This window comes from Allobosea sp. CRIB-10 (assembly GCF_900112185.1).
Taxonomy (GTDB): domain Bacteria; phylum Pseudomonadota; class Alphaproteobacteria; order Rhizobiales; family Beijerinckiaceae; genus Allobosea.
Window position 1 is genome coordinate 75,553 of sequence record NZ_FOKP01000001.1, and the last position, 26,035, is coordinate 101,587.

Consider the following 26,035-nt stretch of genomic DNA (forward strand, 5'->3'; position numbering starts at 1 on the left):
GGGCCGATGCCCGAACTCCAGCGTCGGGACGAAGCCGAAGCAGAGCAGGCGATCGCCCGGTCCAGCAGGCGCTCACAGCTGCGCGGCGGACGCATTCTCCTATCGCAAAAAAGGCCGCCGCGATCCCTCGCGGCGGCCCTGAGGTCCAGACCCTGATTTCTACTTGCGTCCGGCCAGCTTGTTCCACCAGCCGCCGCGCTTCGGCCTGTCCGGATCCGGCGGCGTCAGCACGACCGCTACCGGCTCCTCGACGACACGCGGCGCGGGCTCCGGCTCCGCGGCGACGGGCTCCGGCTCGGGCGCTGCAACCTCGGCCACAGCCGGCTCAGGAGCGGGCGCCGGCTCGGCCGGAGCGGCAGCGACGCCGTCCTCGGTGATCGGCACGACCTTCTTGCGCGAACGGCTGCGCTTCGGCTTCTCGGCCGGCTCGGCGACGGCTTCGCCGGCGGTGTCGACAGTCTTGGCTGCTTCGGCAGTCGCGGCCTCGGCTTCCGCCTCGGCCTTCTTGCTGCGGCTGCGGCGCGCACGTTTCGGCTTGGCATCGGCCTCCGGCTCGGTGGCGGGCGCCTCGCTCACGGCCTCGGCCGTCTCCTCGACAGGCGCGGCGACTGCGGCGGGCGCCGCATCGTCGGACTCGCCGACGGTCGCGTCGTCGCCATCCTCGCCTTCGTCATGGTCGCCGGCCTCGTCGGCCGCGCCCTCGAGCTGGCCCTGGCCGTCACGCTCGCCGCCGCGCCGCCGACGGCGCCGGCGACGCCGGCGGCGGCCATCGCGACCCTCCTGGCCTTCGCCATCACCGGACGCGCGCGCAGCCGTCTCGCTCTCGCCTTCGCCCTCGGTCTCCTCGACTTCGACCTCGACGATCTCCTCGTCTTCGGGCTCGTCGATGATCGCCTCGGCGCGCATGCTGGAGACCGGCACGACGCGGTTCTCGTTGCCGACGAACTCGCCGCGCTCGACCTCGAAATAGCGGGTGCCGAGCAAAGCGGCGTCGGCCGAGATGGTGATCGCGATATTGAAGCGCTCCTCCAGGTCGCGCAGATGGGCGCGCTTCTGGTTGAGCACGTAGAGCGCGACCTCGGGCCGGGTGCGGACCTCGAGATTATGCGAGGCGCTCTTGATCAGCGCCTCTTCGAGGGCGCGCAGGATCTGCAGCGCAATCGACGGCGTCGAGCGGACGAGGCCGGCGCCGGCGCAGTGCGGGCAGGGTACCGAGGAGCTCTCGAGCACGCCGGTCCGGATGCGCTGGCGCGACATCTCCAGCAGGCCGAAGGCGGAGATGCGGCCGACCTGGATGCGAGCCCGGTCGTTCTTCAGGCACTCCTTCAGCTTCTTCTCGACGGCCCGGTTGTTGCGGTTCTCCTCCATGTCGATGAAATCGATCACGATGAGACCGGCAAGGTCGCGCAGGCGCAGCTGGCGCGAGATTTCCTCGGCCGCTTCGAGATTGGTCTTGAGGGCGGTGTCCTCGATATTGTGCTCGCGGGTCGAACGGCCCGAGTTGATGTCGATCGCGACCAGCGCCTCGGTCTGGTTGATGACGATGTAGCCGCCCGACTTCAGGGTGACCGTGTTCGAGAACATCGCGTCGAGCTGGCTCTCGACGCCGAAGGCGGCGAAGAGCGGGGTCTGCTCGCGATAGGGCTTCACGCTCTTGGCATGGCTCGGCATGAGCATGCGCATGAAATCCTTCGCCTCGCGATAGGCGCTCTCGCCGGCGACGTGAACCTCGTCGATATCCTTGTTGTAGAGATCGCGGATCGAGCGCTTGACGAGGTTGCCCTCCTCATAGACCAGCGCCGGGGCGACAGAGCCGAGCGTCAGCTCACGCACGCTCTCCCACATCCGCATCAGATATTCGTAGTCGCGCCTGATCTCCGGCTTGGTGCGCGAGGCGCCGGCGGTGCGCAGGATGATGCCCATCCCCTCCGGCACCTCCAGCTCCTGGGCGATCTCCTTGAGGCGCTTGCGGTCCTCGGCATTGGTGATCTTGCGCGAGATGCCGCCGCCCTTGCCGGTGTTCGGCATCAGCACCGAATAGCGACCGGCGAGCGAGAGATAGGTGGTCAGGGCCGCGCCCTTGTTGCCGCGCTCTTCCTTGACGACCTGGACCAGGATGATCTGGCGGCGCTTGATCACCTCCTGGATCTTGTACTGGCGGCGCGAATGGCGATGCGGCCGCTCGGCGATGTCGTCGAGCGCATCGCCGCCACCGAGCTGTTCCGGCTCCTCCTGCGCGTCCTCGCCGCCATTCTCGTCGTCGCCGTTCTCGTCGTCCTGCGACGGACGGCGCGCTTCAGCCGCTTCCTCGCCGTCCTCTGAAGCTGGCGCCTCCGTCGTGGTCTCGAAGGTCAGCGGCGCGGCGTTCTCGACGACGTCCTCGCCGTCGGATTCGGCGACGGTCGGGGCGAAGGTCTCGCCGAACGCCGGCGCGCCCTCGTTGACCATGGCGGCTTCCTTGCCGTCGGTCTCGACATGGCCGTTGCCGGTTTCACCGGCCTCGACCTCGGCGCTGACGGTCTCGCCGGTCTCGGCGGCGCGCTTGGGCCGGTTGTCGCGATCGCGGCGGCCGCGACGGCCACGGCGCTCGCGCTTTTCCTCGTCACGCTCCTCCTCGCGCTCGGCGCGGGCTTCCTCGGCGAGCAGGGCCTGCCGGTCGGCGACGGGGATCTGATAGTAGTCGGGGTGGATTTCGGAGAAGGCGAGGAAGCCGTGGCGGTTGCCGCCATACTCCACGAAGGCGGCCTGGAGCGACGGCTCCACCCGCGTCACCTTCGCCAGATAGATATTGCCGCGGAGCGGCTTGCGGCTGGCTGATTCGAAATCAAACTCTTCGATACGCGAGCCGCGGGACACCACGACCCGGGTCTCTTCCGGGTGGGTGGCGTCGATGAGCATCTTGTTGGCCATGGGACAATTCCATTGGCGCGGCAGCCTTGGCAATCCGCCGGCCTGCGGACGTGAGTCCGCGGCCGCGGGCAGGGGCGCCGCGCGTCGACCGGCTGAAGCCGGCATGTTGCAGGGAGAGGAGTTCGATCAGGGAAGGACGACGGAAGCGGGCGGCGGAGCGGGCGGACAGCCCGTCACCACCTGAGAGGTTTCGACGAAACACCGAAAGAGAAAGCGGCGTCGTTTGCCCCGACATCTTACCTTTGACCTGCGGCGCGCCGGAAAGCGCACCGCGTTTGACACGCTCGCGGACAAGAGTACCGGCGCCGATTGCTGCCTGGCGCAGGCCCGTCCGCGGACGATTCCGTTGTTGGCTGCCCCCGCGCCGGCGCGGATCATGTGACAGATCCGGTCGTTCGGCCGTTTCGCAGGGCGTCGGCGGGCTTATGGCCCGGCTTGTGCGCTGCGGTAGCCTTCGCGATGCAACCTTCTCCATTACAGACAGGCGATGCATTTTTGCAAGCGCGTTAACGGTGGGAGATCGGGCAGGCGCGGTTTCCGCTGCCGGTCGGCCGTGGTAACGGGTTGTCAATGATTGGCGACGCTATGGTTAAGGCTCGTTAAGCGTCGAACCAGCGAATCGAGGAGTTTCCTCCTGCTTCACCGGCTTCGCCTGTCTTTAAGGGGCGTCCCGCGCTGCATCGCCATCCCGGCGCTGCGGCTGTTCGCATGTGCGGCCCTGCTTCTGTCGTTTCTTTCTCTCGCGACAGCGAACTCACCCGGCCGCGCCAGCAATGAGCTTCCGGTCGCCACCGACGCGCGGCTGGAGGTTCAGGGCGAGGTCGTTCGGCTGACCATGGCGCTGTCCCGGCCGGTCACGGCCGCCGCTTCGGTCATGGCCGGGCCGGATCGCGTCATTGTCGATATGCCCTCGATCAACTTCCAGATCGACGGGAAGCAGGGGCGCAAGTCGGCAGGTTTCGTCTCCGGTTTCCGCTATGGCCTGTTCATGGCCGACCGGGCCCGCATCATCCTCGACCTGGCCCAGCCTGCCGCGATCGTGAATGTCTCGGTCAAGCCGGTGCGCGGCGGCTTCGGAGAACTCGTCGTCGAACTGAAGCGCACGAGCCGCGAGGAATTCGCAGCGCTTGCCCGCGAAGCGGCGGCGAAGACGCAGTTGCCCAGCATTCCGGTCGAGCGCAAGGCCGAGGGCGATTCGCGCCGCATCGTGGTGATCGATCCCGGTCATGGCGGCATCGATCCCGGCACTCAGGTCGCGGCAATCGCCGAGAAGGCCGTGGTGCTCGCCTTCGGGTTGAAGCTGAAGGAGCAGCTCGAGGCGCAGGGACGCTATCGGGTGATCATGACCCGCTCGGACGACACCTTCATCTCGCTGAACGATCGCGTGCGCATCGCGCGTGGCGTCGAGGCCAATCTCTTCATCTCGATCCACGCCGATTCGCTGGCCCAGGCCCAGGACGTGCGTGGGGCGACCATCTATACCGGCTCGGAGCGCGCCAGCGACGCCGAGGCGGCCCGGCTGGCGGCCAAGGAGAACCAGGCTGACGCCGTCGCCGGACTCGATTCGAGCGAGGACGTGCAGGATGTCGCCGGGATCCTGATGGATCTCGCTAAGCGCGAGACCCGCAGCTTCTCGACGATCTTCGCCCGAAATCTGGTCGAGAAGCTCGGCGGCTCGGTGAAGATGCACAAGGTGCCGTTGCGTTCGGCAGGTTTTCGCGTATTGACCGCCCCCGACGTGCCGTCGGTGCTGATCGAGCTCGGCTACATGTCGAGCCCGAAGGATGCCGAGCTGCTGAATTCCGAGGGTTGGCGCAATCAGGCGGCGGCCGCGGTCCAGCAGGCTGTCGACCAGTATTTCGAGCGCTTGCAGACCCCGGGCAAGGCCGCGCAAAGCAAGCCTTGACGGGGCAATGGTCGAACATGGCGATTTGTGGTCGCAAAGCCACGGTTCCGCCATCTCCGGCATGATATAGAGACGAGTTGAAGATCAGCCGGGCAGGTCGCGACGCCGAAGGGGGAGGGCGCCGAATACTGCCGCTAGCCGAGGTCAAAGTTCTCGATGCGGTTCATTTTGCGCCTTTTCGGATGGGCGTTCGCCGCCGGCACGATCCTGTTCGTGATCGGCGTCGCGGGCGCTGCCGGCGTGATCTGGCACTATTCCAAGGACCTGCCCGATTCGGCGCAGCTGCGGAATTACGAGCCGCCGGTGATGAGCCGCGTCCATGCCGGCGATGGCAGCCTGATCGCCGAGTTCGCGCGTGAGCGACGGCTCTATCTGCCGATCCAGGCAGTGCCGAAGCTGATCATCGACGCCTTCCTCTCGGCCGAGGACAAGAACTTCTACAAGCACTTCGGCGTCGACCCCGAGGGCCTCGCCCGCGCCGCGATCGCGAACTTCCGCAACCGCGGCTCCGGCCGTCGCCCGCAGGGCGCCTCGACCATCACCCAGCAGGTGGCGAAGAACTTTCTGGTCGGCTCCGAGCAGAGCATCGAGCGCAAGATCCGCGAGGCGCTGATCGCGCTGCGCATCGAGTCGACCTATTCGAAGGACAAGATCCTCGAGCTCTATCTCAACGAGATCTATCTCGGCGCGCCGGCGCCGGGGCAGGGCAGCTATGGCGTCGCCGCGGCGGCCCTGAACTATTTCGGCAAGTCGGTGCATGAGCTCAACGCGCAGGAGGCGGCCTATCTCGCCGCCCTGCCGAAGGCGCCGACCGACCTGCACCCGTTCCGCAACCGCGAGCGCGCGATCGAGCGCCGCAACTATGTGCTCGACCGCATGGCCGAGAACGGCTTCCTCAAGCGCGCCGACGCCGACGCCGCCAAGAAGCAGCCGCTCGGCGTCAACCCGCGCACGGTTTCGCCGAACCAGATCGCCGCCGGCTATTTCGCCGAGGAGATCCGGCGCGAGCTGCAGGATCGCTATGGCGAGAAGAAGCTGCTCGAAGGCGGCCTCTCCGTCCGCGCTACGGTCGACCCGAAAATGCAGCTGATGGCCCGCAAGGCACTGGTCGACGGTCTGGTCCGCTTCGACGAGGCCCGCGGCTGGCGCGGCGCGATCCAGAAGATCGATGCGGCAAGCCGCGAATGGGGCCTCGCAATCGGCGAATTGCCGGTGCTCGGCGACGTCAGGCCGTGGCGCCTCGCCGTCGTGCTCGACGTTGCCGGCGACAGCGCCCGCGTCGGCCTGCAGCCGATCCGCGAGACCTCCGGCCTGCTCAGGCCGGAGCGCGAGACGGCGACCCTCGGCCCTGAGGGCATCAAGTGGACGCGGCGCACCCGCGTCTCGCAGGCGGTCTCGGCGGGCGACGTGGTCTATGTCGAGCCGATCGACGGCAAGCCCGGCCAGGTCCGTCTGCGCCAGATGCCCGAGGTCAACGGCGCGATCACGGTGATGGACCCGTTCTCGGGCCGTGTTCTCGCCATGGTCGGCGGCTTCTCGCACGATCAGTCCGAGTTCAACCGGGCGACGCAGGCGCTGCGCCAGCCGGGCTCGTCCTTCAAGCCCTTCGTCTATGCGACGGCGCTCGACAACGGCTACACCCCCTCCAGCATCGTGCTCGACGCGCCGATCGAGGTCGATCAGGGCGGCGGGCTCGGCATGTGGACGCCGAGCAACTACGACGGCAAGTTCACCGGCCCGCGCACGCTGCGCTACGGCATCCAGTTCTCGAAGAACCTGATGACCGTGCGTCTCGCCAAGGATGTCGGCATGCCGCTGATCGCGGAATATGCCCGCCGCTTCGGCATCTATGACGACATGCTTCCGGTGCTTTCGATGTCGCTCGGCGCCGGCGAGACGACGGTCATGCGCATGACCGCGGCCTATTCGATGCTCGCCAATGGCGGCAAGCGCATCCGGCCGACGCTGATCGACCGCATCCAGGATCGCTGGGGCGCGACGATCTACAAGCACGACCAGCGCGTCTGCGAAGGCTGCGAGGCCGACAAATGGGCCAATCAGCGCGAGCCGCGCCTGGTCGACAATCGCGAGCAGGTGCTCGATCCGCTGACCGCCTACCAGATGGTCTCGATGCTGGAAGGCGTCGTCAACGCCGGCACTGCGACGGTGGTCAAGTCGGTCGGCAAGCCGCTGGCCGGCAAGACCGGGACGACCAACGACGCCAAGGACGTCTGGTTCGTCGGCTTCTCGCCGGACCTCGCCGTCGGCGTCTATATGGGCTTCGACAAGCCGAAATCGCTCGGCAACTCGGCGACCGCCGGCCAGTATGCCGCGCCGATCTTCCGCGACTTCATGCAGGTCGCGTTGAAGGATAAGCCGGCGACGCCGTTCCGCGTGCCGCCCGGCATCAAGCTGATCCGCGTCGACCCGCGCTCCGGCATGCGCGCCGGCGGCGAGGGCGGCATCCTCGAAGCCTTCAAGCCGGGCACGGCGCCGCCGGACAGCTATTCGGTGATCGGCGCCTCTGACGGCACTGGCGGGGCGATGAGCGTCGCCCCGGCGGGCGGTCGCTCGGTCGGCTCCGGCACGGGCGGACTGTATTGAGGAAAGCCAAGGGCGCGGCGCTGACGGCCGCGCCGCTCCAGGCGATCCTCGAGGCCGAGCTGGCGCGCGGCAGCCGGGTTCTCGACCACGGCGAATGGCTGCCGCATTGCGACCTCTTCGTCCTGCTCGCCCGACCGTTCCGCAAGCGCTATCCGCTCACCGCCGGGCTGGCCTATCAGGTCGTCGACGATCCGCATTACTGGAAAGCGGAGTATCGTCACGGCGGCGAATGCCTCGCCTGCGCTTTCTGACGAATCGGACGGCGCCAGCACCATTTACACGGCTGCGCTTCGTGCCTATGTCAGCGGCCCAGCCAGTCAGCCTCAAGCGACGGACCAAGACGAACGATCATGCGCCCCGAAATCCAGACGCAACTCGACAACGCCAAGCAGTCGATCGGACTGCTGAGGAGGCATCTTTGACTGGGATGTCGCACAACGACGCCTGGCGGAGCTGAACGCGCTTTCCGAAGGCCCTGATTTCTGGAACGACGCCGAAGCCGCGCAGAAGCTGATGCGCGAGCGCACGCAGCTAGAAACGCAGATCGCGGGCATCACCAAGCTCGAACGTGACGTCGAGGACGCGCTCACGCTGATCGAGCTCGGCGAGATGGAAGAGGACGAGGCGACGATCGCCGAGGGCGAGGCCGCGATCAAGGCGGTCGAGGCCGAAGCCGGCCGTCTGCAGGTCGAATCGCTGCTCTCCGGCGAGGCCGACATGCTCGATACCTATGTCGAGATCCATCCCGGCGCCGGCGGCACCGAGAGCCAGGACTGGGCCGAGATGCTGCTGCGCATGTATCGGCGCTGGGGCGAGCGGCGGAAGTTCAAGGTCGAGACGCTCGACTATCAGGACGGCGACCAGGCCGGCATCAAGTCGGCGACGCTGCAGTTCAAGGGCCACAACGCCTATGGCTGGCTGAAAACCGAATCCGGCGTGCACCGTCTGGTGCGCATCTCGCCGTTTGATTCGAATGCTCGCCGACAGACTTCCTTTGCGTCGGTCTGGGTCTATCCGGTCGTCGACGACCGCATCGTCATCGACGTCAAGGAATCCGACTGCCGGATCGACACCTACCGGGCGCAAGGCGCCGGCGGCCAGCACATCAACACCACCGATTCGGCGGTGCGCATCACCCATATCCCGACCGGGATCGCGGTCGCCTGCCAGCAGGAGCGCTCGCAGCACAAGAACCGGGCCAAGGCCTGGGAGATGCTGCGTGCCCGCCTCTACGAGGTCGAGCTGAAGAAGCGCGAGGAGAAGGCGAACGCCGAGCAGGCCTCGAAGACCGATATCGGCTGGGGCCACCAGATCCGCTCCTATGTGCTGCAGCCCTATCAGCTGGTGAAGGACCTGCGCACCGGGGTCTCGTCGACGGCGCCCTCCGACGTGCTCGACGGCGATCTCGACCCGTTCATGGAGGCCTCGCTGGCGCAGCGGGTCTACGGCACGAGCGTCGAAGTCGAGGATATTGACTAGGGCTGGATCAGATCGAATCGATCTGATCGGGTGAAGCCGTCTCTTGCTTTGAGAGGGAGGACACCTTCCGATCGAATTGGGGTACGGGCCGATCGGAATGTGCTCCGAGAGCAAGGTCTGATATCTACGTTTGTCGAAATAGAACAACTTGCTGCAGCTGAGCGCTGCAGCAAGCTCTGAAGAATTTTGCGCGTTGGTCGGTTAGGTGTCAGAGCTGCCCGGCGAGCTTGTCGCCGGCACGCAGGAACCGATTCGGATCGGCCGGGTCGCCGTCGATGCGGGTTTCGTAGTGCAGATGCGGGCCGGTGGAGCGACCGGTCGAGCCGACGCGGCCGACCAGCGCGCCGGCGGCGACCGTCTGGCCCTCGCTGACGAGGATCGCCGACATGTGAGCGTAGCGGGTGGTGATGCCGCCGGCATGCTCGATCTCGACCATATTGCCGTAGCCGCCGGAATACTCGGCCGTCACGACCTTGCCCGGACCGGTCGCACGGATCGGTGCGCCGTGCTCGGCGCGCAGGTCCATTCCGGTGTGCAGCGCGGCGCCGCGCGTAAAGGGATCGGCGCGGTAGCCGTAATTGGAGCTCAGCTCCAGCTCTCCCGCGAGCGGCCGGCGGATCGGCAGTTGCTCGACGAGGCTGCGCAGGCGGAAGACTGTCGCGATACGCGGCTGCAGCGAACTCAGGGTCGCCTCGAACGGCCCCGCCGAGGCGTCGAGATTGACCGGCACCAGGGGGCCACCGACGCCCTTCGGCACTGGGGTCGCGACGGCGAGCTTGTCGGTGTCGAGGCGGGTTTCGGCGAGAGCGCTGCGCAGCGTCTTCTGGGTGTCGCCAAGGGTCTTGTCGATCTCCCGCAGGGCCGCGAGCTGTGTAGCCGAGCTGCGCTCGATCGACTGATCGAGCTGGATCAGCGCTTCGGCAACGCGCTTGGCCGGTGGCACCGGCTCCTCGATCTCGCCCGATTGCCAGGGCGCCGAACGCTCACCCGCGCCACGCAAGGGCAGCGTCTCCGGCGCCGGGGTCGGTTTGCCCGAGGCGAACGGGGCGAAGCTGGTGACGCCGGAGGCGCGGACCGGCTCCTCCGGCTTGATCATGCGCTGGCGCAGCGGGTTCTTGGCGGCCTGCGATACGCCGATCCCGGCCGATTGCAGGCTCTCGGCGACGGCGTTGACCAGCGATTGGCGCGATTCGAGCTCGGCCTGGCGCATCGCGATCTCGCCGACACGGGCTTCGACGCCGTCCTGATCGAGCAGGGCTCGGCTGGCGAGCCGGTCGACATCGGCGCGCAGTGCCGCGATCCGGTCCTCATAGGCGTATTGGCGGGAGGTCTCGCGGCTGATCAGCCGGGCGGCGAGGTCGTCCTTGCGCAGGATGTACCAGCTCGTCGCGCCGCTCCAGGCCGTGGTGAGAGCCAGCAGGCTGAGGCCGAGCAAGGCGGTCGAGCGGCTGATCGTGAAGCTCCGGCGGGAGAGGAGGCCGGTGACGGCAAGCTCGTTGCCGGTGGCTTGGACGCGGGAATTCGAGGAGGTCATACGCAAAACCGGACGTGACGCTGCGATAGGGTGATTAGACCCCGTTAGGGTTAATCAATCGCAAATCGCCATGGGTTTCCTCGTATGCGAGCTGGGGTTTCTCAAAGCTGCCTTGGACGCTCAGCCCTCATCCTGAGGAGCCGCGCAGCGGCGTCTCGAAGGATGGTCCAGCAGGCTCTGGAGAAAGCTGGAGCATCCTTCGAGACGCGATCTGCGATCGCTCCTCAGGATGAGGGCCAAGGGAAGTCCTGGCGATGACCTCAAAGCTCGCGCGCCGCTGCCAGCACGGCCTCGGCATGGCCCTTGACCCGGACCTTGGCCCAGACGCGGACGATCTTGCCGGTAGCGTCGATCAGGAAAGTGCTGCGTTCCACACCCATATAGTGGCGGCCATACATCTGCTTCTCGACCCAGAGGCCGTAGGCCTCGATCGCGGTCTTCTCCTCGTCGGAGACGAGCGTCAGTTTCAGATTGTACTTTTGCTTGAACTTGTCGTGGCGCTTAACCGAATCCGGTGAGATGCCGATGACGCTCGTGCCGGTGGCGGTGAAATCCGCGAGCAGCGCATCGAAAGAAAGCGCCTCGTTGGTGCAGCTCTGCGTATCGTCCTGGGGATAGGCGTAGAGCACGACCTTGCGACCGCGCAGCCCGGACAGTTTCAACGAGCCGCCGCCATCTGTCGGCAAGGTGAAGTCGGGAGCCTGAATGCCTTCGTTCAACGCCATCTTCGCCTTCCTTTGGTCGCGATCACGTGCAACGGCCGGGCAAGCCGCGAGCACCAAGCCGGCTCAGACCACAAACCGGAACCGACCGGGACGAATCAGCTAGCTTGTCGCTGCTGTACGGCTCCCGGGATCAGGCGCATCATACGGACGGCAAGGCGGCTCGGCTGCTATAGCCGCCGCATCGATCCGCACGATTCGAGCAGCAAGACAAGAAGCGATTTCGTTTGAGCGAGAACAGCAAGATCGACCCGGTCCCCACACCCGCCACGGCTGCCGAGGCGGAATGTCAGGAAGTGGCCGCCGTGGCCAAGCGCGCCTGGCGCGGCGTCGTCACCATTGCGGTCACGACGTGCGTCGCCGTCGTCACGTTGGGGTTCGCCGCGGCCGTGTTGCTGGTCAGCGGCTTCATTCCGCTTTCGGGATTGGAGGGGCGGATCTCGGCCGCCATCGAGGAGCGGCTCGGGCCGAACTGGAAAGTCGAAGCCGCGCAGGCGGAGCTCACCCGCACCGATGGCCGCTCGCGCCTGCGGGTGCGCGAAGTCTCGTTCCGACATGCCGGCGGGGCCTCCTTCCGAGCACCCGAAGCCGTCCTTGGCTATGATCCGATGGCGCTGCTGCGCGGCGATTTCCGCCTGGTCTCGCTCGACCTGCGCGGCGTCAACATACGGCTCGGCGTCCGGCAGGATGGTTCGCTGCTGCTGGAGCAGGATGCGCAGCCGGAGCAGGTCTCGAAGACGCCCGTGGCGGGCGATCCGGTGGACTGGGACGCCTTCGCCGGCGCCATGAACGCGATCGGCGCCCTGGTCTCCAATGACGGCCTGCTCGGATCGCTCGAGGTCGCCGGAATCGGGGGGGCGCGGGTGACGCTGATCGACCCGGCAGGGCGACAGCGCTCCGGCCTCGAAGACGTCGACATCAAGCTGGAGCGCTTCGGTGGCGGCCAGGCGCGATTGTCGATGAGGGGACGGATCGGGCCGCGCTGGAAGGAGCTGGCGATCGATCTGGCGAGCGCGCCGGACGGCACCCGCAGCGCCACCGTCGACATCCAGCGCTTCGAGCCGGCCGAGGCCGTGGCGCTGGCTTTCGGCAACGCCATGGTTGCGCTCGACGGTCTCGCGCTCAGCGGCAAGATTTCTTTCACCCAGACAGGCAGCGGCGAGCGCAGGCTCGCGGCGGGGCTCGCCGTCGCTCCGGGCGTGATCCGGGTCCACAATGCCGGACTCGACCCGATCGAGGTCCAGGGAGCGAAGCTCGACTTCGGCAGCGACGACGGCCTCAAGACGATCAAGGTCGCGACCGCCCAGATTCTGGCCGGCGAAACCAAGCTGGCCGGAAGCGGGCAGGCGCGAAACGAGGGCGGCATCTGGCATTTGGCGCTCGACGGCTCCGGGCAGGTGGCCGGCATCGGCAAGGACGCCGCCGTCGTTCTGTCGGCGCTGCGCACGCAGATCGAGGTCGATCCGGCTGCGGGCGAAGTGCGGATGGGCAACCTCTCGTTCAAGGGGCCGCTGATCAATGCCGAGGGCTCCGGCATGGCGCGTCGGCGCGACGAGCAGAATTCGCATCAGTTCCAGATCAGGGCCGTGGATACCGACATGCGGGCCGCGCTCGCGGTCTGGCCGGCGGTCACCTCGCCCGGGTTGCATGGGGCTCTCTCCGAGATGGTCAAGGGCGGCCGGGTCGAGGAGATCGACGTCAAGGTGACGATGTCGCCCGAGGCCAATATGCGGCTGTGGAGCGGCAAGGGCATGGATGACGATGCCGTCGCCGTACGCTTGAAGGCTTCGCAGGTCAGCTTCCTGCCCAATCCCGGCCTGCCGCTGCTGACGGATGCGCGCGTCGTCGGCTCGACGACCGGCCGCACCGTCGATCTCGTCATCTCCCAGGCCACGGCCGAGTTGGGCGAGGGCCGCAAGCTGCAATTGAGCGATGGCACCTTCGCCATGTCCGACACCTGGGCGGAGCGGCCGCAGGCGCGGATCGGCTTCAGGTCGACGGGACCGGCCGATGCTATGGTCGCGCTCCTCAACTTCCCGTCGCTGCGCGAGTTCTCGCCGCTCAAGATCGAGCCGGGTGCGCTGCGGGGGACGATCGACCTGACCGAGCAGATCACATTGCCGCTCATCAATGATCTGACCTTCAGCGACGTCGTGATCCGCAGCAGCGGCATGCTGTCGAACATCGCCTCCGACAGCCTGCTCGGCGGCGAAAAGCTGGAGGGCGCCAATCTCGCGCTGCACTACGACCGCGGCCAGCTCTCGATCAAGGGCGAGGGCAGGGTCGGCGGCGACAAGGCGCCGATCGAGCTCAAGCAGAACGCCAAGGGGCAGGGCGAGGCGACCGTCACGCTGATGCTCGACAATGCCGCGCTCAAGCGGCGCGGCTTCGGTCCCGAGACCGGCATCAGCGGGCCGCTGCAGGTCAAGGTCACCAAGCCTCTCGGCAGGAGCCCGGACGCGCCGCCGCGGGTCGAGGTCGACCTGGCCAGGGCCGCGATCGACACCGGCGTTCCCGGCGTGAGCAAGCCGGCGGGCCGGGCAGGGAAGGCGGCGTTCAACTATGTCGTCGATGACGATGGCCCGGACCTGGAAGACCTGACGATCGAGAGCGCGCCGCTTTTCGCCAAGGGCCGCATCTCGCTGAACAAGCAGAATGCGTTCGAGAGCGCCAGCTTTTCGCAATTGCGCCTGTCGGCGGGCGATAATCTGACCAAGGTCGAGATTGGGCGCGATGGCAACGTGACCAGGCTGTCGGTGCGCGGGACGGTTCTCGATGCCCGGCCCTTCGTCCGCGACATCTTCGATACGCCGGCGCCGACACGCGGCGGACGCGGCAACCAGAACGCGGCGCCCGGTCCGGATTTCGATCTCGATCTCGACGTGCCGATTCTGACCGGCTTCAACAACGAGGCGCTCGGCAATTCGCAGCTCAAGCTGTCGCGCCGCAGCGGGGCGATGCGCTCGATCGGCTATCAGGGCCGCATCGGCAAGGCCGATCTCTCGATCAAGCAGGTCAGACAAGGTGATCGGGTCGTGGTGCAGTCGGAGAATGGCGGCGCGATCTTGCGCTTCCTCGATCTCTATCGCCGCGCCTATGGCGGTGACCTGATCCTGCAGTTAGGCGCCGGCGAGGGGCGCCAGCCCGGCGAGCTGCTGATGCGCAATTTCACGGTGCGGGACGAGCCGGCTTTGCGCCGCGTCGTCGGTCCGCCGGGCTCGCAAGGGCCGGGCGCGCAGGACAGCACCGGCGCGCCGGCGCCGCGCATCGATGCGAGTGATGTCGCCTTCACCAAGCTGCGCGCTGAATTCGTGCGCAGCGCCAGCCGGATCGACATCAATGACGCCGTGCTCTGGGGCCAGCAGGTCGGCTTTACCATCCAGGGCAATGTCGACTATGCCCGCGACCGGGTCGACATCGGCGGCACCTTCGTGCCGGGCTATGCCTTCAACAACGCCTTCGCCCAGGTTCCCGTCGTCGGCATGATCCTAGGCGGCGGACAGTATGGCGGGCTCTTCGCGGTGAATTTCCGCGTTTCCGGTTCGGCCAGCCAGCCGACCATGACGGTGAATCCGCTTTCGGCGATAGCGCCCGGCATCCTGCGCCGCTTCGTCGATCCGCTAGGCGGCGGGCCGCTGGAGCAGACGCGCCCCGGCGGAAATCTGCCAGTGCCCGGCACGCCCGAGCGCTAGAGCATTTTCGAGCGAAGTGGGCACCGGTTCGCGTGAAGAAAATGCGATAAAACAAAAGCATAGAGCAATCTCGCGATTCGGAGAATTGCGGAATTGCTCTAGAAAAAGCGCCCGGCTCGCGAGGCGAACTGAGCACTCGAAACAGTTGGCCTTTGGCGACAGCGGCCGTCAGACCGGCCGCAGCAGGACGTGCTTCTTCTTGCCGAAGGAGAGCTTGACCGCGCCATCGACCAGATCGGCCGGCGAGAGCGTCGCGCGCTCGTCGGAGACCTGGGCATCGTTGACGCGCAGGCCGCCGGCCTTGATCTGGCGGCGGGCCTCGCCGGTCGAGGGCACGAGGCCGGCGCTGACGAAGGCGCTGAGCACGCCGAGACCGGCGTTCAGCTCGGCAGCGGGGACCTCGATGCTCGGCAGGTCCTGCGCGGCCCCGCCTTCCTCGAAGGTCTTGCGGGCGGTCTCGGCCGCGGCCTCCGCCGCCTCGCGGCCATGCAGCAGCGCCGTCGCCTCGGTCGCCAGCACCTTCTTGGCCTCGTTGATCTCCGAGCCGCCCAGCGCCGCCAGCCTGGCGATCTCGTCGAGCGGCAGGCGCGTGAACACCTTGAGGAAGCGGCCGACATCGGCATCCTCGGTGTTGCGGAAATACTGCCAGAACTCATAGGGGCTGAAGAGGTCGCCATTGAGCCAGACGGCGCCGCTGGCGGTCTTGCCCATCTTGGCGCCCGAGGCGGTGGTCAAGAGCGGCGTCGTTAGCGCGAAGAGCTGCTTGCCCTCCATGCGGTGCGAGAGGTCGACGCCGTTGATGATGTTGCCCCACTGGTCGGAGCCGCCCATCTGCAGGCGGCAATCATAGCGGCGGCTGAGCTCGACGAAGTCGTAGCCCTGCATGATCATGTAGTTGAACTCAAGGAAAGACAGCGACTGCTCGCGATCGAGCCGTAGCTTCACCGAATCGAAGGAGAGCATGCGGTTGACCGAGAAGTGCCGGCCGACATCGCGCAGGAACTCGACATAGTTGAGCTTGAGCAGCCAGTCGGCGTTGTTTACCATGAGGGCGTCGGTCGGGCCGTCGCCATAGCGCAGGATGCGCGAATAGACCTTCTTGATGCTCTCGATATTGGCGTTGATCTCCTCGATCGAGAGCAGCTTGCGCTGATCGTCGCGGAAGGAGGGGTCGCCGACCATCGAGGTGCCGCCGCCCATCAGCGTGATCGGCCGGTGTCCGGTCTCCTGGAACCAGTAGAGCATGGTGACCGAGATCAGGTTGCCGATATGCAGGCTGGTCGCGGTCGCGTCATAACCGACATAGGCCGTCTGCGGCGCCTGCCGGCAGAGCTTGTCGAGCTCCTCCGGATTGGAGATCTGGTGGATCAGGCCGCGCTCGTCGAGCACGCGCAGGAAATCGGACTTGAAGGCGGTCATGACGGGGCTCGATGGTTTGACGGTTTTCGCGTCATGGCCGGGCTTGTCCCGGCCATCCACGTCTTCCCGCACCAAGCGCGGTGTTCAAGACGTGGGTGCTCGCCACAGGGGCGAGCATGACGGCGTGGACGATCAGGCCTTTTCCTGCTCGCTCTTGAGGATCTCGGGGCCGACCTTGCGGTCGAGATAGACGCCGACCTGCTCCATCAGCTGGTCGACGCGGCCGTCGAAGAAGTGGTTGGCGCCCTCGACCACGGCATGCTCGATCTGGATGCCCTTCTGGGTCTTCACCTTCTCGATCACCGCCATCACCTCCTTGACCGGGGCGACGCGATCCTCCGAGCCGTGCACGAACAGGCCGGAGGAGGGGCAGGGGGCGAGGAAGGAGAAGTCGTAGCGGTTCGCCATCGCCGCGATCGAGAGGAAGCCCTCGATCTCCGGGCGGCGCATCAGGAGCTGCATGCCGATCCAGGCGCCGAAGGAGACGCCGGAGATCCAGCAGCTCTTGGCCTCGGGGTTCAGCGCCTGCATCCAGTCGAGCGCGGCCGCGGCGTCGGAGAGCTCGCCGGCGCCGTGATCGAACTGGCCCTGGCTGCGGCCGACGCCGCGGAAATTGAAGCGCAGCGCGGAGAAACCGCGATTCACGAAGGTGTAGAACAGGTTGTAGACGATCTGGTTGTTCATCGTCCCGCCGAATTGCGGGTGCGGGTGCAGGATGATCGCCAGCGGCGCGCCGCGCTTCTTGGCGGGCTGGTACCGGCCCTCGATCCGGCCGGCCGGCCCGTTGAAAATCACCTCAGGCATTCTGATTCCGCCTCTTGCTGGGCGAAACCGTCGGTGAAGCGGGCGCGAAAGCGGCCATGCGGCCGCCGCGTACCCGTTCCACCCTTGACGGCCCCGCCGCTCGCGCCCTACATCAAGCGCTTAGAATGGTTCTAACAGCCGTGAACAGAACTGGAACATGCAGGCGAAGGCCGCTTGCGGTTCCGGTCCATCGCGGCTCGGACGGGCGGCTATAGCACGGTGCAGGGGTGCGATTTCAAGCATTTCGTGCCGCGTCTTCGAGCAGCCCTCCGGAACGGAGCATAGACGCAGGTGTTCGCGACGACCCGCAGCTACCTCGACCACAACGCCACGACGCCGGTGCGCCCGGCGGTGGCGGAGGCGATGCTGCAGGCCTTGCAGATGCTGGGAAACCCGTCCTCCGTCCATAATGAGGGCCGTGCGGCCCGCGGCGCGATCGAACAGGCCCGCGAGCAGGTCGCGTCACTCGTCGGCGCCAAGGAGAGCAATGTCGTCTTCACCAGCGGCGGCACCGAGGCCAATGCGACGATCCTGTCGCCCGGCCTCAGCGATTGCAGTGGCGCGCGCGATTGCGTGCGGGCCCCAGTGACGCTCTTGCTGTACAGCGCCAGCGAGCACCCTTGCGTGCGCGACGGCCATCGCTTCCCGGCCGGCCAAGCCGAGGCGATCCCGGTTGATGGCGACGGGCTCGTCGATCTCGGCTGGCTCGACGAGCGGCTTGCGCGCTTTGCGGCGGAGAAGCCGGCCGAGCGCGCTCTGGTTTCGGTCCATCTTGCCAACAACGAGACGGGCGTGCTGCAGCCGATCGCCGAGATCGTCGCTATCGCCAGGCGTCATGGCGCGCTCGTGCACTCCGACGCCGTCCAGGCCGCCGGCAAGATCGCGATCGATATCAATGGCTTGGGCGTCGATGCTCTGACATTGTCTGCCCACAAGATCGGTGGCCCCAAGGGCGTCGGCGCAATCGTGTTCCGCACCGGCGCGCTCGAACTCGCCGACAAGCCCCTGCGCGGTGGCGGCCAGGAGCGCGGCTGGCGCGCCGGCACCGAGAACCTGCCGGGCATCGTTGGCTTCGGCGTCGCGGCCGAGGAAGCGGGCAAGGTGCTCGCTACCGAGGCCACCCGGCTGGCCGGGCTGCGTGACCAGCTGGAGGCTCGATTGATGGCGCTAGCGCCGGATACGGCGATCTTCGGCGGCAGGGCTCCGCGCCTGCCCAATACCTCCGCCTTCGCCACGCCCGGCATCAAGGCCGAGACGGCGCTGATCATGCTCGATCTTGCCGGCGTCGCCCTGTCCTCGGGCTCGGCCTGCTCGTCGGGCAAGGTCAGGCGCTCGCATGTGCTGGCAGCCATGGGCGTCGACCCTGCCATGAGCGCAGGGGCCTTGCGCGCCTCGCTCGGATGGACCACCTGCGAGGCGGATATCGACCAATTCATCGCGGCCTATGCCAAGGCGCTGGCTGCGAACCCGAACCGGAAGGTTCAGGCAGCCGCCTGAGGCCTTCCGCAAGAGCAAGACCGAACCGGCGGGCCTTGAACCCGCGACAGGAGTGTAGAGATGGCAGCGGTCCAGGAGACCATTGATCAGGTCAAGTCGATCGACGTGACCGAGTACAAATACGGCTTCGTCACGGAACTCGAGGTCGACAAGCCGGCCAAGGGCCTGACCGAGGACACGGTCCGCTACATCTCGGCCCGCAAGAACGAGCCGGAATGGATGCTGGAATGGCGCCTCGACGCCTTCCGCCGCTGGAAGACCATGACCGAGCCGACCTGGTCGCGCGTGAACTATCCGCCGATCAACTACCAGGACATCTACTACTACGCCGCGCCGAAGAAGGGCGCCGATCCGAAGTCGCTCGACGAGGTCGATCCGGCGATCCTGGAGACCTACAAGAAGCTCGGTATCCCGCTGCGCGAGCAGGAGATCCTGGCCGGCGTCGCGCCGGAGAACCGGGTCGCGGTCGACGCCGTGTTCGACTCGGTCTCGGTCGTCACCACCTTCAAGGACGAGCTCGCCAAGGCCGGCGTGATCTTCTGCTCGATCTCCGAGGCGATCCGCGAGCATCCCGAGCTGGTGAAGAAGTACCTCGCCAGCGTCGTGCCGGTGACCGACAACTATTTCGCCACGCTGAACAGCGCGGTCTTCACCGACGGCTCCTTCGTCTACATCCCCAAGGGCGTGCGCTGCCCGATGGAGCTGTCGACCTATTTCCGGATCAACGAGCAGAATACCGGCCAGTTCGAGCGCACGCTGATCATCGCCGACGAGGGCTCCTATGTGAGCTATCTCGAAGGCTGCACCGCGCCCAAGCGCGACGAGAACCAGCTGCACGCGGCGGTGGTCGAGCTGATCGCGCTCGACGATGCCGAGATCAAGTACTCGACCGTGCAGAACTGGTTCCCCGGCGACGCCGAGGGCAAGGGCGGCATCTACAACTTCGTGACCAAGCGCGGCGACTGCCGCGGCAAGCGCTCGAAGATCTCGTGGACACAGGTCGAGACCGGCTCGGCGATCACCTGGAAGTACCCGTCCTGCATCTTGCGCGGCGACGGCTCGCGCGGCGAGTTCTACTCGATCGCGGTGTCGAACGGGGCCCAGCAGGTCGATAGCGGCACCAAGATGCTGCATCTCGGCAAGAACACGACCTCGAAGATCATCGCCAAGGGCATCGCGGCCGGAAAGTCCGACTCGACCTATCGCGGCATGGTCTCGGCCCACCGCAAGGCGACCGGCGCGCGCAACTTCACCAATTGCGACTCGCTGCTGATCGGCGACCAGTGCGGCGCCCACACCATTCCCTATATCGAGGCCAAGACCGCCACCGCGATCTTCGAGCATGAGGCGACCACGTCGAAGATCGGCGAGGACCAGATGTTCTACTGCCAGCAGCGCGGCCTCTCCGAGGAAGAGGCGGTGGCGCTGATCGTCAACGGCTTCGTCAAGGAGGTGCTGCAGCAGCTCCCGATGGAGTTCGCCGTCGAGGCGCAGAAGCTGATCACGATTTCCCTTGAAGGCTCCGTGGGCTGACGCCCGATCATTTCCGAGATGCCCGGGTCAAGCCCGGGCATGACGCCTGAATGAAGCGCGTCATGGTCGGGCCTGACCCGACCATCTCCAGCAGAATGGAACTCTGACCAATGCTCGAAATCCGCAATCTCACCGTCAAGATCGCCGACGAGGACAAGCAGATTCTCAACGGCCTCAACCTCACCGTGAACGCCGGCGAAGTCGCCGCGATCATGGGGCCGAACGGCTCCGGCAAGTCGACGCTGTCTTATGTCATCGCCGGCAAGGAGGACTATGAGGTCCTCGACGGCGAGATCCTGCTCAACGGCGAGAACCTGCTGGAGATGGAGGCTGATGCCCGCGCCGCCGCCGGCATCTTCCTCGCCTTCCAGTACCCGCTGGAGATCCCCGGTGTCGCCACCATGACCTTCCTCAAGGCAGCGATGAACGCCCAGCGCAAGGCGCGCGGCGAGGCCGAGCTGCTGACGCCGGACTTCATCAAGCAGGTCAACGGTGCCGCCGACAAGCTCGGCATCGACCGCGAGATGCTGCGCCGGCCGCTCAATGTCGGCTTCTCCGGCGGCGAGAAAAAGCGCATGGAGATCCTGCAGATGGCGCTGCTGGCGCCGTCCATGTGCATCCTCGACGAGACCGATTCCGGCCTCGACATCGACGCGCTGCGCATCGTCGCCGAGGGCGTCAATGCGCTGCGCGCCCAGAACCGCGGCTTCCTGGTCATCACCCACTATCAGCGCCTGCTCGACCATATCGTGCCCGACACCGTGCATGTGATGTCGAAGGGCAAGATCGTGCGGACCGGTGGCAAGGAGCTGGCGCTCGAGCTCGAGAAGAGCGGCTATGCCTCCTATGGCGAGGCCGCGTGATGGCGATCATCACCCCGCTCAAGACCGCGGCCGAGCAGCAGCTCGTCGAGCAGTTCGCCAACATCAAGGCCGAGCTGCCGGGCGCCGGCGCGATGCGCAAGGTCCGCGAGGACGCTTTCGCCGGCTTCGAGGCCAAGGGCCTGCCGCATCGCCGGCTCGAATCCTGGCGCTACACCGACCTGCGCAACCTGGTGCGCGAGGCGATGCCGCTGGTGCGCCGCCCGACCCGGCCGCAGGCGATCGCCGACCGGCTGGCGCTGCAGACCATCGCCGGCCGCCGCTTCGTCACCATCGACGGCGTGTTCAGCGCTGAGGATTCCGACCTGACAGGCCTGCCCGAAGGCATCAGGGCGCGGAGCCTGGCCGAAGCGCTGACCGAGAGCCCGGACGAGATCGCGGCGGCTTTCGCTCCGCCGGAGGTGGCGCGCGACGACAGCGCGCTGATGCTCAACGCCGCCTTTGCTCAGGACGGCGTGGTGATCGAGATCGCCGATGGCGCCGAGCTCGACCAGCCGATCGTCCTGCTCGCGCTCGGCACCGGTGCGAGCGAGGCCTCGATCGTCTCGCGCTCGCTGGTCAGGATCGGCGCCGGCGCCAAGGTCACCGTCGTCGAATTGCAGGAGAGCGTCGGCGCAGCGCCAGTGCAGGTCAACCACGCGACGTCCTTCGTCATCGGTGAGGGCGCCGAGGTCGAGCATGTGCGCATGGTCTCGCGCCAGCGCGCCGAGACCGTGCAGGTGCAGTCGCTGCTGGTCGAGCTCGGCGCCCATGCCGCTTTCGATTCCGTCGCGGTCGCGGTGAATTGCGGCGTGCTGCGCCAGCAGAGCTTCCTGCGCTATGGCGGCGAGCACAGCCGCGCGGCGCTACGCGGCATCAACCTCTTGCGCAAGCAGGAGCATTCCGACGTCACGCTGGTGATGGACCACGCCGCAGCCCATGGCGAGAGCCGCGAGCTGTTCAAGACCATCGCCGAGGGCGAGGGCACCGGCGTGTTCCAGGGCAAGGTCATCGTCCGTCCGCATTCGCAGAAGGTCGACGGCAGCATGAAGAGCCATGCGCTGCTGCTCAACGACGGCGCGACCATGTTCAACAAGCCGGAGCTCGAGATCTTCGCCGACGACGTGGTCTGCGGCCATGGCGCGACCGTGGCGCAGATCGACGGCGAGCAGCTCTTCTACCTGATGGCGCGCGGCCTGCCGCGGCCGCAGGCCGAGGCGCTGGTGCTCGCCGCCTTCGTCGGCGAGGTCTCGGACATGGTCGGCGACGAGGGCGTGCGCGAGATCGTCAGCCGCGAGATCGATTGCTGGCTCGGCCAGCGCGAAGGTGCACCCAGGCCAGGAGCTGCCTGATGCCCTACGTCAACCTGCAGATCACCAAGGGCGCGACGCGGCAGCAGAAGGCCGAGATCGTCAAGGAGTTCACGCAGACGCTCGTCCGCGTGCTCGGCAAGAACCCGCAGAACACCCATATCGTGATCCAGGAGATCGAGCGCGAGGATTGGGGACATGCCGGCACGCTCGTCGCCGACCGCCCCGCCGAGCCTGCCGGAAAGGCCTGAGATGAACGCGATCGCGAAGCCCTACGACGTCGAGGCGATCCGCAAGGATTTCGCGATCCTCTCGCGCGAGGTCTACGGCAAACCGCTGGTCTATCTCGACAACGCCGCCTCGGCCCAGAAGCCGGAAGCGGTGATCGAGGCGATGACGCGGCTGATGCGCGAGGACTATGCCAATGTCCATCGCGGCCTGCACTACCTCGCCAACGCCTCGACCGAGGCCTATGAGGCGGCTCGCGAAAGCGCCCGGCGCTTCCTCAACGCCGCCCATATCGAGGAGGTCCTGTTCACCCGATCCTCGACCGGGGCGCTGAACACGGTCGCCTCCTCGCTCGGGCAGTACCTCCAGATCCAGGAGGGTGACGAGATCATCCTCTCGATCCTGGAGCACCACTCCAACATCGTGCCCTGGCACTATTGGCGCGAGCGCCACGGCGCCGTGATCAAATGGGCTGGAGTTGACGAGGACGGCAATTTCCTCATCGAGGACTTCGAGAAGCTGATCACGCCGCGCACCAAGGTGGTGGCGCTGACCCACATGTCGAACGCGATCGGCACCATCGTCCCGATCGCCGAGGTCGCCAAGATCTGCCAGGCCTATCGCATCCCGCTGGTGGTCGACGGCTCGCAGGGCGCCGTCCACCTGCCGGTCGACGTGCAGGCGCTCGGCTGCGACTTCTACGCCTTCACCGGACATAAAACCTATGGGCCGACCGGCTCGGGCATCCTCTGGGGCAAGCGCGAATGGCTGGACAAGCTGCCGCCCTATGAAGGCGGCGGCGAGATGATCGCGACCGTCAGCGAGGATGCGATCACCTATAACGACCCGCCGCATCGCTTCGAGGCCGGCACGCCGGCGATCGTCGAGGCGGTCGGTCTCGGCGCTGCGCTCGACTACATGATGGCGCTGGGCCGCGAGAACATCGCCGCCCATGAGGCGCGGCTCAACGCCTATGCGATGGAACGGCTCGGGCAGATGAATTCGATCCGCATCTTCGGCAAGGCGAAGGAGAAGGGGGCGATCATCGCCTTCGAGCTTGCCGGCGCCCATGCCCATGACGTCGCGACGGTGATCGACCGGGCCGGCGTCGCGGTCAGGGCCGGCACGCATTGCGCCATGCCGCTGCTGGCGCGCTATGGCGTGACCTCGACCTGCCGTGCGTCCTTCGGCCTCTACAATACGCTGGAGGAAGTCGATATATTGGTGGAAGCGCTGCGCAAGGCCGAGGAGCTGTTCTCCTGAAGCCTGCCCAATGGCCATTCTCGGCCGAACGGAACCGTGATGATGAACGACAACGTCGTCGGCGACCTCAAGCCGAACCAGCCCAGCCTGGATGCGGGCGCCAGCCTGCCGCCGGAGGAGATCGACCGGCTGACCGACGACATCGTCGCGGCGCTGAAGACCGTCTACGACCCCGAGATCCCGTCCGACATCTATGAGCTCGGCCTGATCTACCGCGTCGACATCGCCGACGATCGCCAGGTGACGATCGACATGACGCTCACGGCGCCGGGTTGCCCGGTCGCCGGCGAGATGCCGGGTTGGGTCGAGAATGCGGTCGGCGCCGTGCCGGGCGTCTCGGGCGTCACCGTCAACATGACCTTCGACCCGCCCTGGGACCAGTCGCGCATGTCGGACGAGGCCCGGGTCGCGCTCGACATGTGGTGAGGCCGGCGGCGGGGCGGGCTAGGGTCCCGAGCCGAGCGCTCGTCGTCACGGCTCCCGCGCCACGCGGAAGCCATTGGTGTAGAAGCGCACATCGCTCTCGTATTTGAAGCGCGCCGCCGAGCGCAGATAGCGCGGGTCGTTGTTGAAGGAGCCGCCGCGCAGCACGCGTTCGCGACAACTGGCGGGCGCGTAGGCGCTGCCATCGCGCGGGGCGGCGCGATAATTCTCGCTCCAGCAATCGGCGACCCATTCGGCAGCATTGCCGGCCATGTCGCGCAGGCCGAAGCGGTTGGGCGGGAACTGGCCTACCTCGCTGGCCTGCCGGCGCGGCTGCGCGTTGCAGCCAAGGCAGTTGGCCATCTCCTTGTCGACCGAGTTGCCCCAGGGATAGCTCGTCGTCGTGCCGCCGCGGGCGGCGTATTCCCATTCGGCCTCGGTCGGCAGCCGGTATTTGCGCCCGGTCTTGTAGGACAGCCAGACGGCATAGGCGTTGGCGTCGTTCCAGTGGATGTCGGTGACCGGGCGCCTGCCGCGGCCGAGATTGCGGTCGCCGGGGCGGTGGCTGCAGCCGCCCTCGGCGACGCAGGCATCCCATTGCGCGAAGGTGACCTCGTCGGTGCCGAGATAGAACGGCCTGGCGATGGTGACGGTGCGGACGGGCTTCTCGAACTCGAACATCTCGGTCGAGCCCATCTCGAAGCTGCCCGCCGGGATCAAGGTGAGTTCCGGGCAATCCTCGCAATCGCGCAGGGTCTTGGCTGTCGTGCTCGCCGCGGGGGAGGGAGCTGGCGCGGGGGCCCGTGTCGCTGCGGGCTGCATGGCGCTGCGCAGCGATTGCTCGCGCGTGCGGGCGAGCCCGGCGAAGCGGCCTCTCGGATAGGCTTCGAGATAGGCGCGGTACTCGTCGGGGTTCTTGCTGTCCTTGATGGTCTCCCAGAAGGAGAGTTCGTAGGGACCGAGCTGGTCCGATTGCGGGCCCGGCGGCGGCGGTGCGCTGATGATGGCGCGAGTGGTGTTGAGCGCGGTCGCGACCGGTCGGCCGGTCGGGGTGACGATCAATCCAGCCGGTGGTGGCGAGGAGACCCAGAGCTGCTGCGAGCGTCGAGTCGCCCGGCTGACGGCGTCGCGGGTGCGGCTCAGCGCCATCGTCATGTCGAGGCCGGGCGTGCGGATCGCCTTCAGCCATTCCTCGATCGCCGGATTGGCGCGGCCCGGGGTCTCGGCGATCGTCCGTCCCGGAGCGACCGGTGCCATGAACGCGATCGCCTCGACCGGCTCGATCGGAGCCAGGCCCTTGCCACCGCCGAGGCCGGGCTGCCAGGGATTGTCGCGCGTCGCGTCGAGCACGATCAGCGCACTCGCCGGCCGGCTGACGATCAGCGCGTCGACAAGCTGGTCGAGGTCGAAGGTGTCGCGCGCGACCTCGGCCGGGCCGCGCGGCGCAATGTCGACAGGGACCAGGAAGTTGCGGCCGCGCGAGTGCACGGCGTGCCCGGCGTAGAAGACCACGACCTGGGCGCCGCGCGCGAGCTTGCCGCGAAAGGTCGCGAGCGCCTGCTCGAGCGCGGCGCGGTCGGCGTTCTCGATGCTGACGAGGTCGAACTCGCCCTGCCGCAGAACATCCGCGACCGCGCGGGCATCGGCGGCGGCGTTGGCGAGGGGCGCTGTGCGATAGGCGGCGTTGCCGACGACCAGGGCGATGCGCGGTGGCGAGCGGTCGCTGCCCTGAGCGAGAGCCGGGACAAGCGGCGCGAGGATGGCCAGCGCGGCGATGGCAAGGCAACGATACCAGGACATGGCGTTCATCCTTCGCTGCGGCCCAGTTGCGCGACCCGGCGGGGCCGCACG

18 protein-coding genes are annotated in these 26,035 nt (G+C 67.0%); 12 read left to right on the forward strand and 6 right to left on the reverse strand.

Translation table 11 applies throughout. From position 1 onward, the window contains the following. Positions 1-159 precede the first annotated feature (159 nt). A complete protein-coding gene (locus tag BMZ69_RS00345; RefSeq protein ID WP_092153662.1) occupies positions 160-2,910 on the reverse strand; it encodes a ribonuclease E/G in 2,751 nt (916 codons plus the stop codon). Between the two features lie 574 nt (positions 2,911-3,484). Between BMZ69_RS00345 and BMZ69_RS00350 the strand changes: the two genes are divergently transcribed. From BMZ69_RS00350 to prfB, 4 genes are all read left to right on the forward strand, one after another. After that, positions 3,485-4,816, forward strand: a complete 1,332-nt coding sequence (locus tag BMZ69_RS00350; RefSeq protein ID WP_280142048.1) for an N-acetylmuramoyl-L-alanine amidase — start codon at positions 3,485-3,487, stop codon at positions 4,814-4,816. Between the two features lie 156 nt (positions 4,817-4,972). Further along, positions 4,973-7,420 carry a penicillin-binding protein 1A gene (locus BMZ69_RS00355; RefSeq protein ID WP_092153666.1) on the forward strand — a complete coding sequence of 816 codons (2,448 nt, stop codon included), beginning with the start codon at positions 4,973-4,975 and terminating at the stop codon, positions 7,418-7,420. Then, complete coding sequence (locus BMZ69_RS00360; protein ID WP_092153669.1) at positions 7,417-7,671, forward strand: hypothetical protein; 255 nt, start codon at positions 7,417-7,419, stop codon at positions 7,669-7,671. The genes BMZ69_RS00355 and BMZ69_RS00360 overlap by 4 nt, the downstream gene beginning before the upstream one ends. A gap of 99 nt (positions 7,672-7,770) precedes the next feature. After that, a protein-coding gene (gene prfB / locus BMZ69_RS00365) for a peptide chain release factor 2 (RefSeq protein ID WP_139218942.1) occupies positions 7,771-8,899 on the forward strand; the annotation gives its coding sequence in 2 pieces (ribosomal slippage) (positions 7,771-7,839 and positions 7,841-8,899; 1,128 coding nt in all). Positions 8,900-9,107: 208 nt separating this feature from the next. Here the strand turns inward: prfB and BMZ69_RS32320 are convergent. Beyond that, complete coding sequence (locus BMZ69_RS32320) at positions 9,108-10,433, reverse strand: M23 family metallopeptidase (RefSeq protein ID WP_092153673.1); 1,326 nt, start codon at positions 10,431-10,433, stop codon at positions 9,108-9,110. Between the two features lie 260 nt (positions 10,434-10,693). After that, positions 10,694-11,158: a peroxiredoxin gene (locus BMZ69_RS00375; RefSeq protein ID WP_092153675.1), complete on the reverse strand. Its 465-nt coding sequence runs from the start codon at positions 11,156-11,158 to the stop codon at positions 10,694-10,696. 224 nt (positions 11,159-11,382) lie between these two features. On the opposite strand from BMZ69_RS00375, the gene BMZ69_RS00380 reads away from it, so the two are divergent. Then, positions 11,383-14,847 (forward strand): hypothetical protein, encoded by a 3,465-nt coding sequence (locus BMZ69_RS00380; RefSeq protein ID WP_092153677.1) that lies wholly within the window; start codon positions 11,383-11,385, stop codon positions 14,845-14,847. Positions 14,848-15,015: 168 nt separating this feature from the next. Here BMZ69_RS00380 and tyrS read toward each other — a convergent pair whose 3' ends face one another. Then, entirely contained in the window at positions 15,016-16,266 is a 1,251-nt protein-coding gene (tyrS, locus tag BMZ69_RS00385; RefSeq protein ID WP_092153679.1) for a tyrosine--tRNA ligase, read from the reverse strand. A gap of 132 nt (positions 16,267-16,398) precedes the next feature. Next, positions 16,399-17,070, reverse strand: a complete 672-nt coding sequence (locus tag BMZ69_RS00390; RefSeq protein ID WP_092153681.1) for an alpha/beta hydrolase — start codon at positions 17,068-17,070, stop codon at positions 16,399-16,401. A 291-nt stretch (positions 17,071-17,361) separates the two neighbouring features. On the opposite strand from BMZ69_RS00390, the gene BMZ69_RS00395 reads away from it, so the two are divergent. From BMZ69_RS00395 to BMZ69_RS00425, 7 genes are all read left to right on the forward strand, one after another. Continuing rightward, complete coding sequence (locus tag BMZ69_RS00395) at positions 17,362-18,567, forward strand: cysteine desulfurase family protein (protein WP_092153683.1); 1,206 nt, start codon at positions 17,362-17,364, stop codon at positions 18,565-18,567. 60 nt (positions 18,568-18,627) lie between these two features. Beyond that, complete coding sequence (sufB, locus tag BMZ69_RS00400) at positions 18,628-20,100, forward strand: Fe-S cluster assembly protein SufB (protein ID WP_092153685.1); 1,473 nt, start codon at positions 18,628-18,630, stop codon at positions 20,098-20,100. 110 nt (positions 20,101-20,210) lie between these two features. After that, the gene (sufC, locus tag BMZ69_RS00405; RefSeq protein ID WP_092153687.1) at positions 20,211-20,963 is read left to right on the forward strand and encodes a Fe-S cluster assembly ATPase SufC; all 753 of its coding nucleotides are present in this window, start codon (positions 20,211-20,213) and stop codon (positions 20,961-20,963) included. Then, positions 20,963-22,312, forward strand: a complete 1,350-nt coding sequence (sufD, locus tag BMZ69_RS00410; RefSeq protein ID WP_092153689.1) for a Fe-S cluster assembly protein SufD — start codon at positions 20,963-20,965, stop codon at positions 22,310-22,312. The genes sufC and sufD overlap by 1 nt, the downstream gene beginning before the upstream one ends. Next, positions 22,312-22,521, forward strand: coding sequence for a tautomerase family protein (locus tag BMZ69_RS00415; protein ID WP_092153692.1), 210 nt, complete (start codon positions 22,312-22,314; stop codon positions 22,519-22,521). The genes sufD and BMZ69_RS00415 overlap by 1 nt, the downstream gene beginning before the upstream one ends. A gap of 1 nt (position 22,522) precedes the next feature. Next, positions 22,523-23,761: a cysteine desulfurase gene (locus BMZ69_RS00420; protein ID WP_092153694.1), complete on the forward strand. Its 1,239-nt coding sequence runs from the start codon at positions 22,523-22,525 to the stop codon at positions 23,759-23,761. Positions 23,762-23,803: 42 nt separating this feature from the next. Beyond that, a complete protein-coding gene (locus BMZ69_RS00425; RefSeq protein ID WP_092154553.1) occupies positions 23,804-24,187 on the forward strand; it encodes an SUF system Fe-S cluster assembly protein in 384 nt (127 codons plus the stop codon). 45 nt (positions 24,188-24,232) lie between these two features. On the opposite strand, the gene BMZ69_RS00430 is transcribed toward BMZ69_RS00425, so the two are convergent. Beyond that, positions 24,233-25,984, reverse strand: coding sequence for an SUMF1/EgtB/PvdO family nonheme iron enzyme (locus tag BMZ69_RS00430; protein ID WP_175506617.1), 1,752 nt, complete (start codon positions 25,982-25,984; stop codon positions 24,233-24,235). Positions 25,985-26,035 lie beyond the last annotated feature (51 nt).

Bases quoted from the DNA above. Each gene is read 5' to 3' on its own strand.
- BMZ69_RS00345 (WP_092153662.1), bottom strand. From the start codon at position 2,910: ATGGCCAACAAGATGCTCATCGACGCCACCCACCCGGAAGAGACCCGG.
- BMZ69_RS00355 (WP_092153666.1), top strand. From the start codon at position 4,973: ATGCGGTTCATTTTGCGCCTTTTCGGATGGGCGTTCGCCGCCGGCACG.
- BMZ69_RS32320 (WP_092153673.1), bottom strand. From the start codon at position 10,433: ATGACCTCCTCGAATTCCCGCGTCCAAGCCACCGGCAACGAGCTTGCC.
- BMZ69_RS00375 (WP_092153675.1), bottom strand. From the start codon at position 11,158: ATGGCGTTGAACGAAGGCATTCAGGCTCCCGACTTCACCTTGCCGACA.
- tyrS (WP_092153679.1), bottom strand. From the start codon at position 16,266: ATGACCGCCTTCAAGTCCGATTTCCTGCGCGTGCTCGACGAGCGCGGC.
- BMZ69_RS00390 (WP_092153681.1), bottom strand. From the start codon at position 17,070: ATGCCTGAGGTGATTTTCAACGGGCCGGCCGGCCGGATCGAGGGCCGG.
- sufB (WP_092153685.1), top strand. From the start codon at position 18,628: ATGGCAGCGGTCCAGGAGACCATTGATCAGGTCAAGTCGATCGACGTG.
- sufC (WP_092153687.1), top strand. From the start codon at position 20,211: ATGCTCGAAATCCGCAATCTCACCGTCAAGATCGCCGACGAGGACAAG.
- sufD (WP_092153689.1), top strand. From the start codon at position 20,963: ATGGCGATCATCACCCCGCTCAAGACCGCGGCCGAGCAGCAGCTCGTC.
- BMZ69_RS00415 (WP_092153692.1), top strand. From the start codon at position 22,312: ATGCCCTACGTCAACCTGCAGATCACCAAGGGCGCGACGCGGCAGCAG.
- BMZ69_RS00420 (WP_092153694.1), top strand. From the start codon at position 22,523: ATGAACGCGATCGCGAAGCCCTACGACGTCGAGGCGATCCGCAAGGAT.
- BMZ69_RS00425 (WP_092154553.1), top strand. From the start codon at position 23,804: ATGAACGACAACGTCGTCGGCGACCTCAAGCCGAACCAGCCCAGCCTG.
- BMZ69_RS00430 (WP_175506617.1), bottom strand. From the start codon at position 25,984: ATGTCCTGGTATCGTTGCCTTGCCATCGCCGCGCTGGCCATCCTCGCG.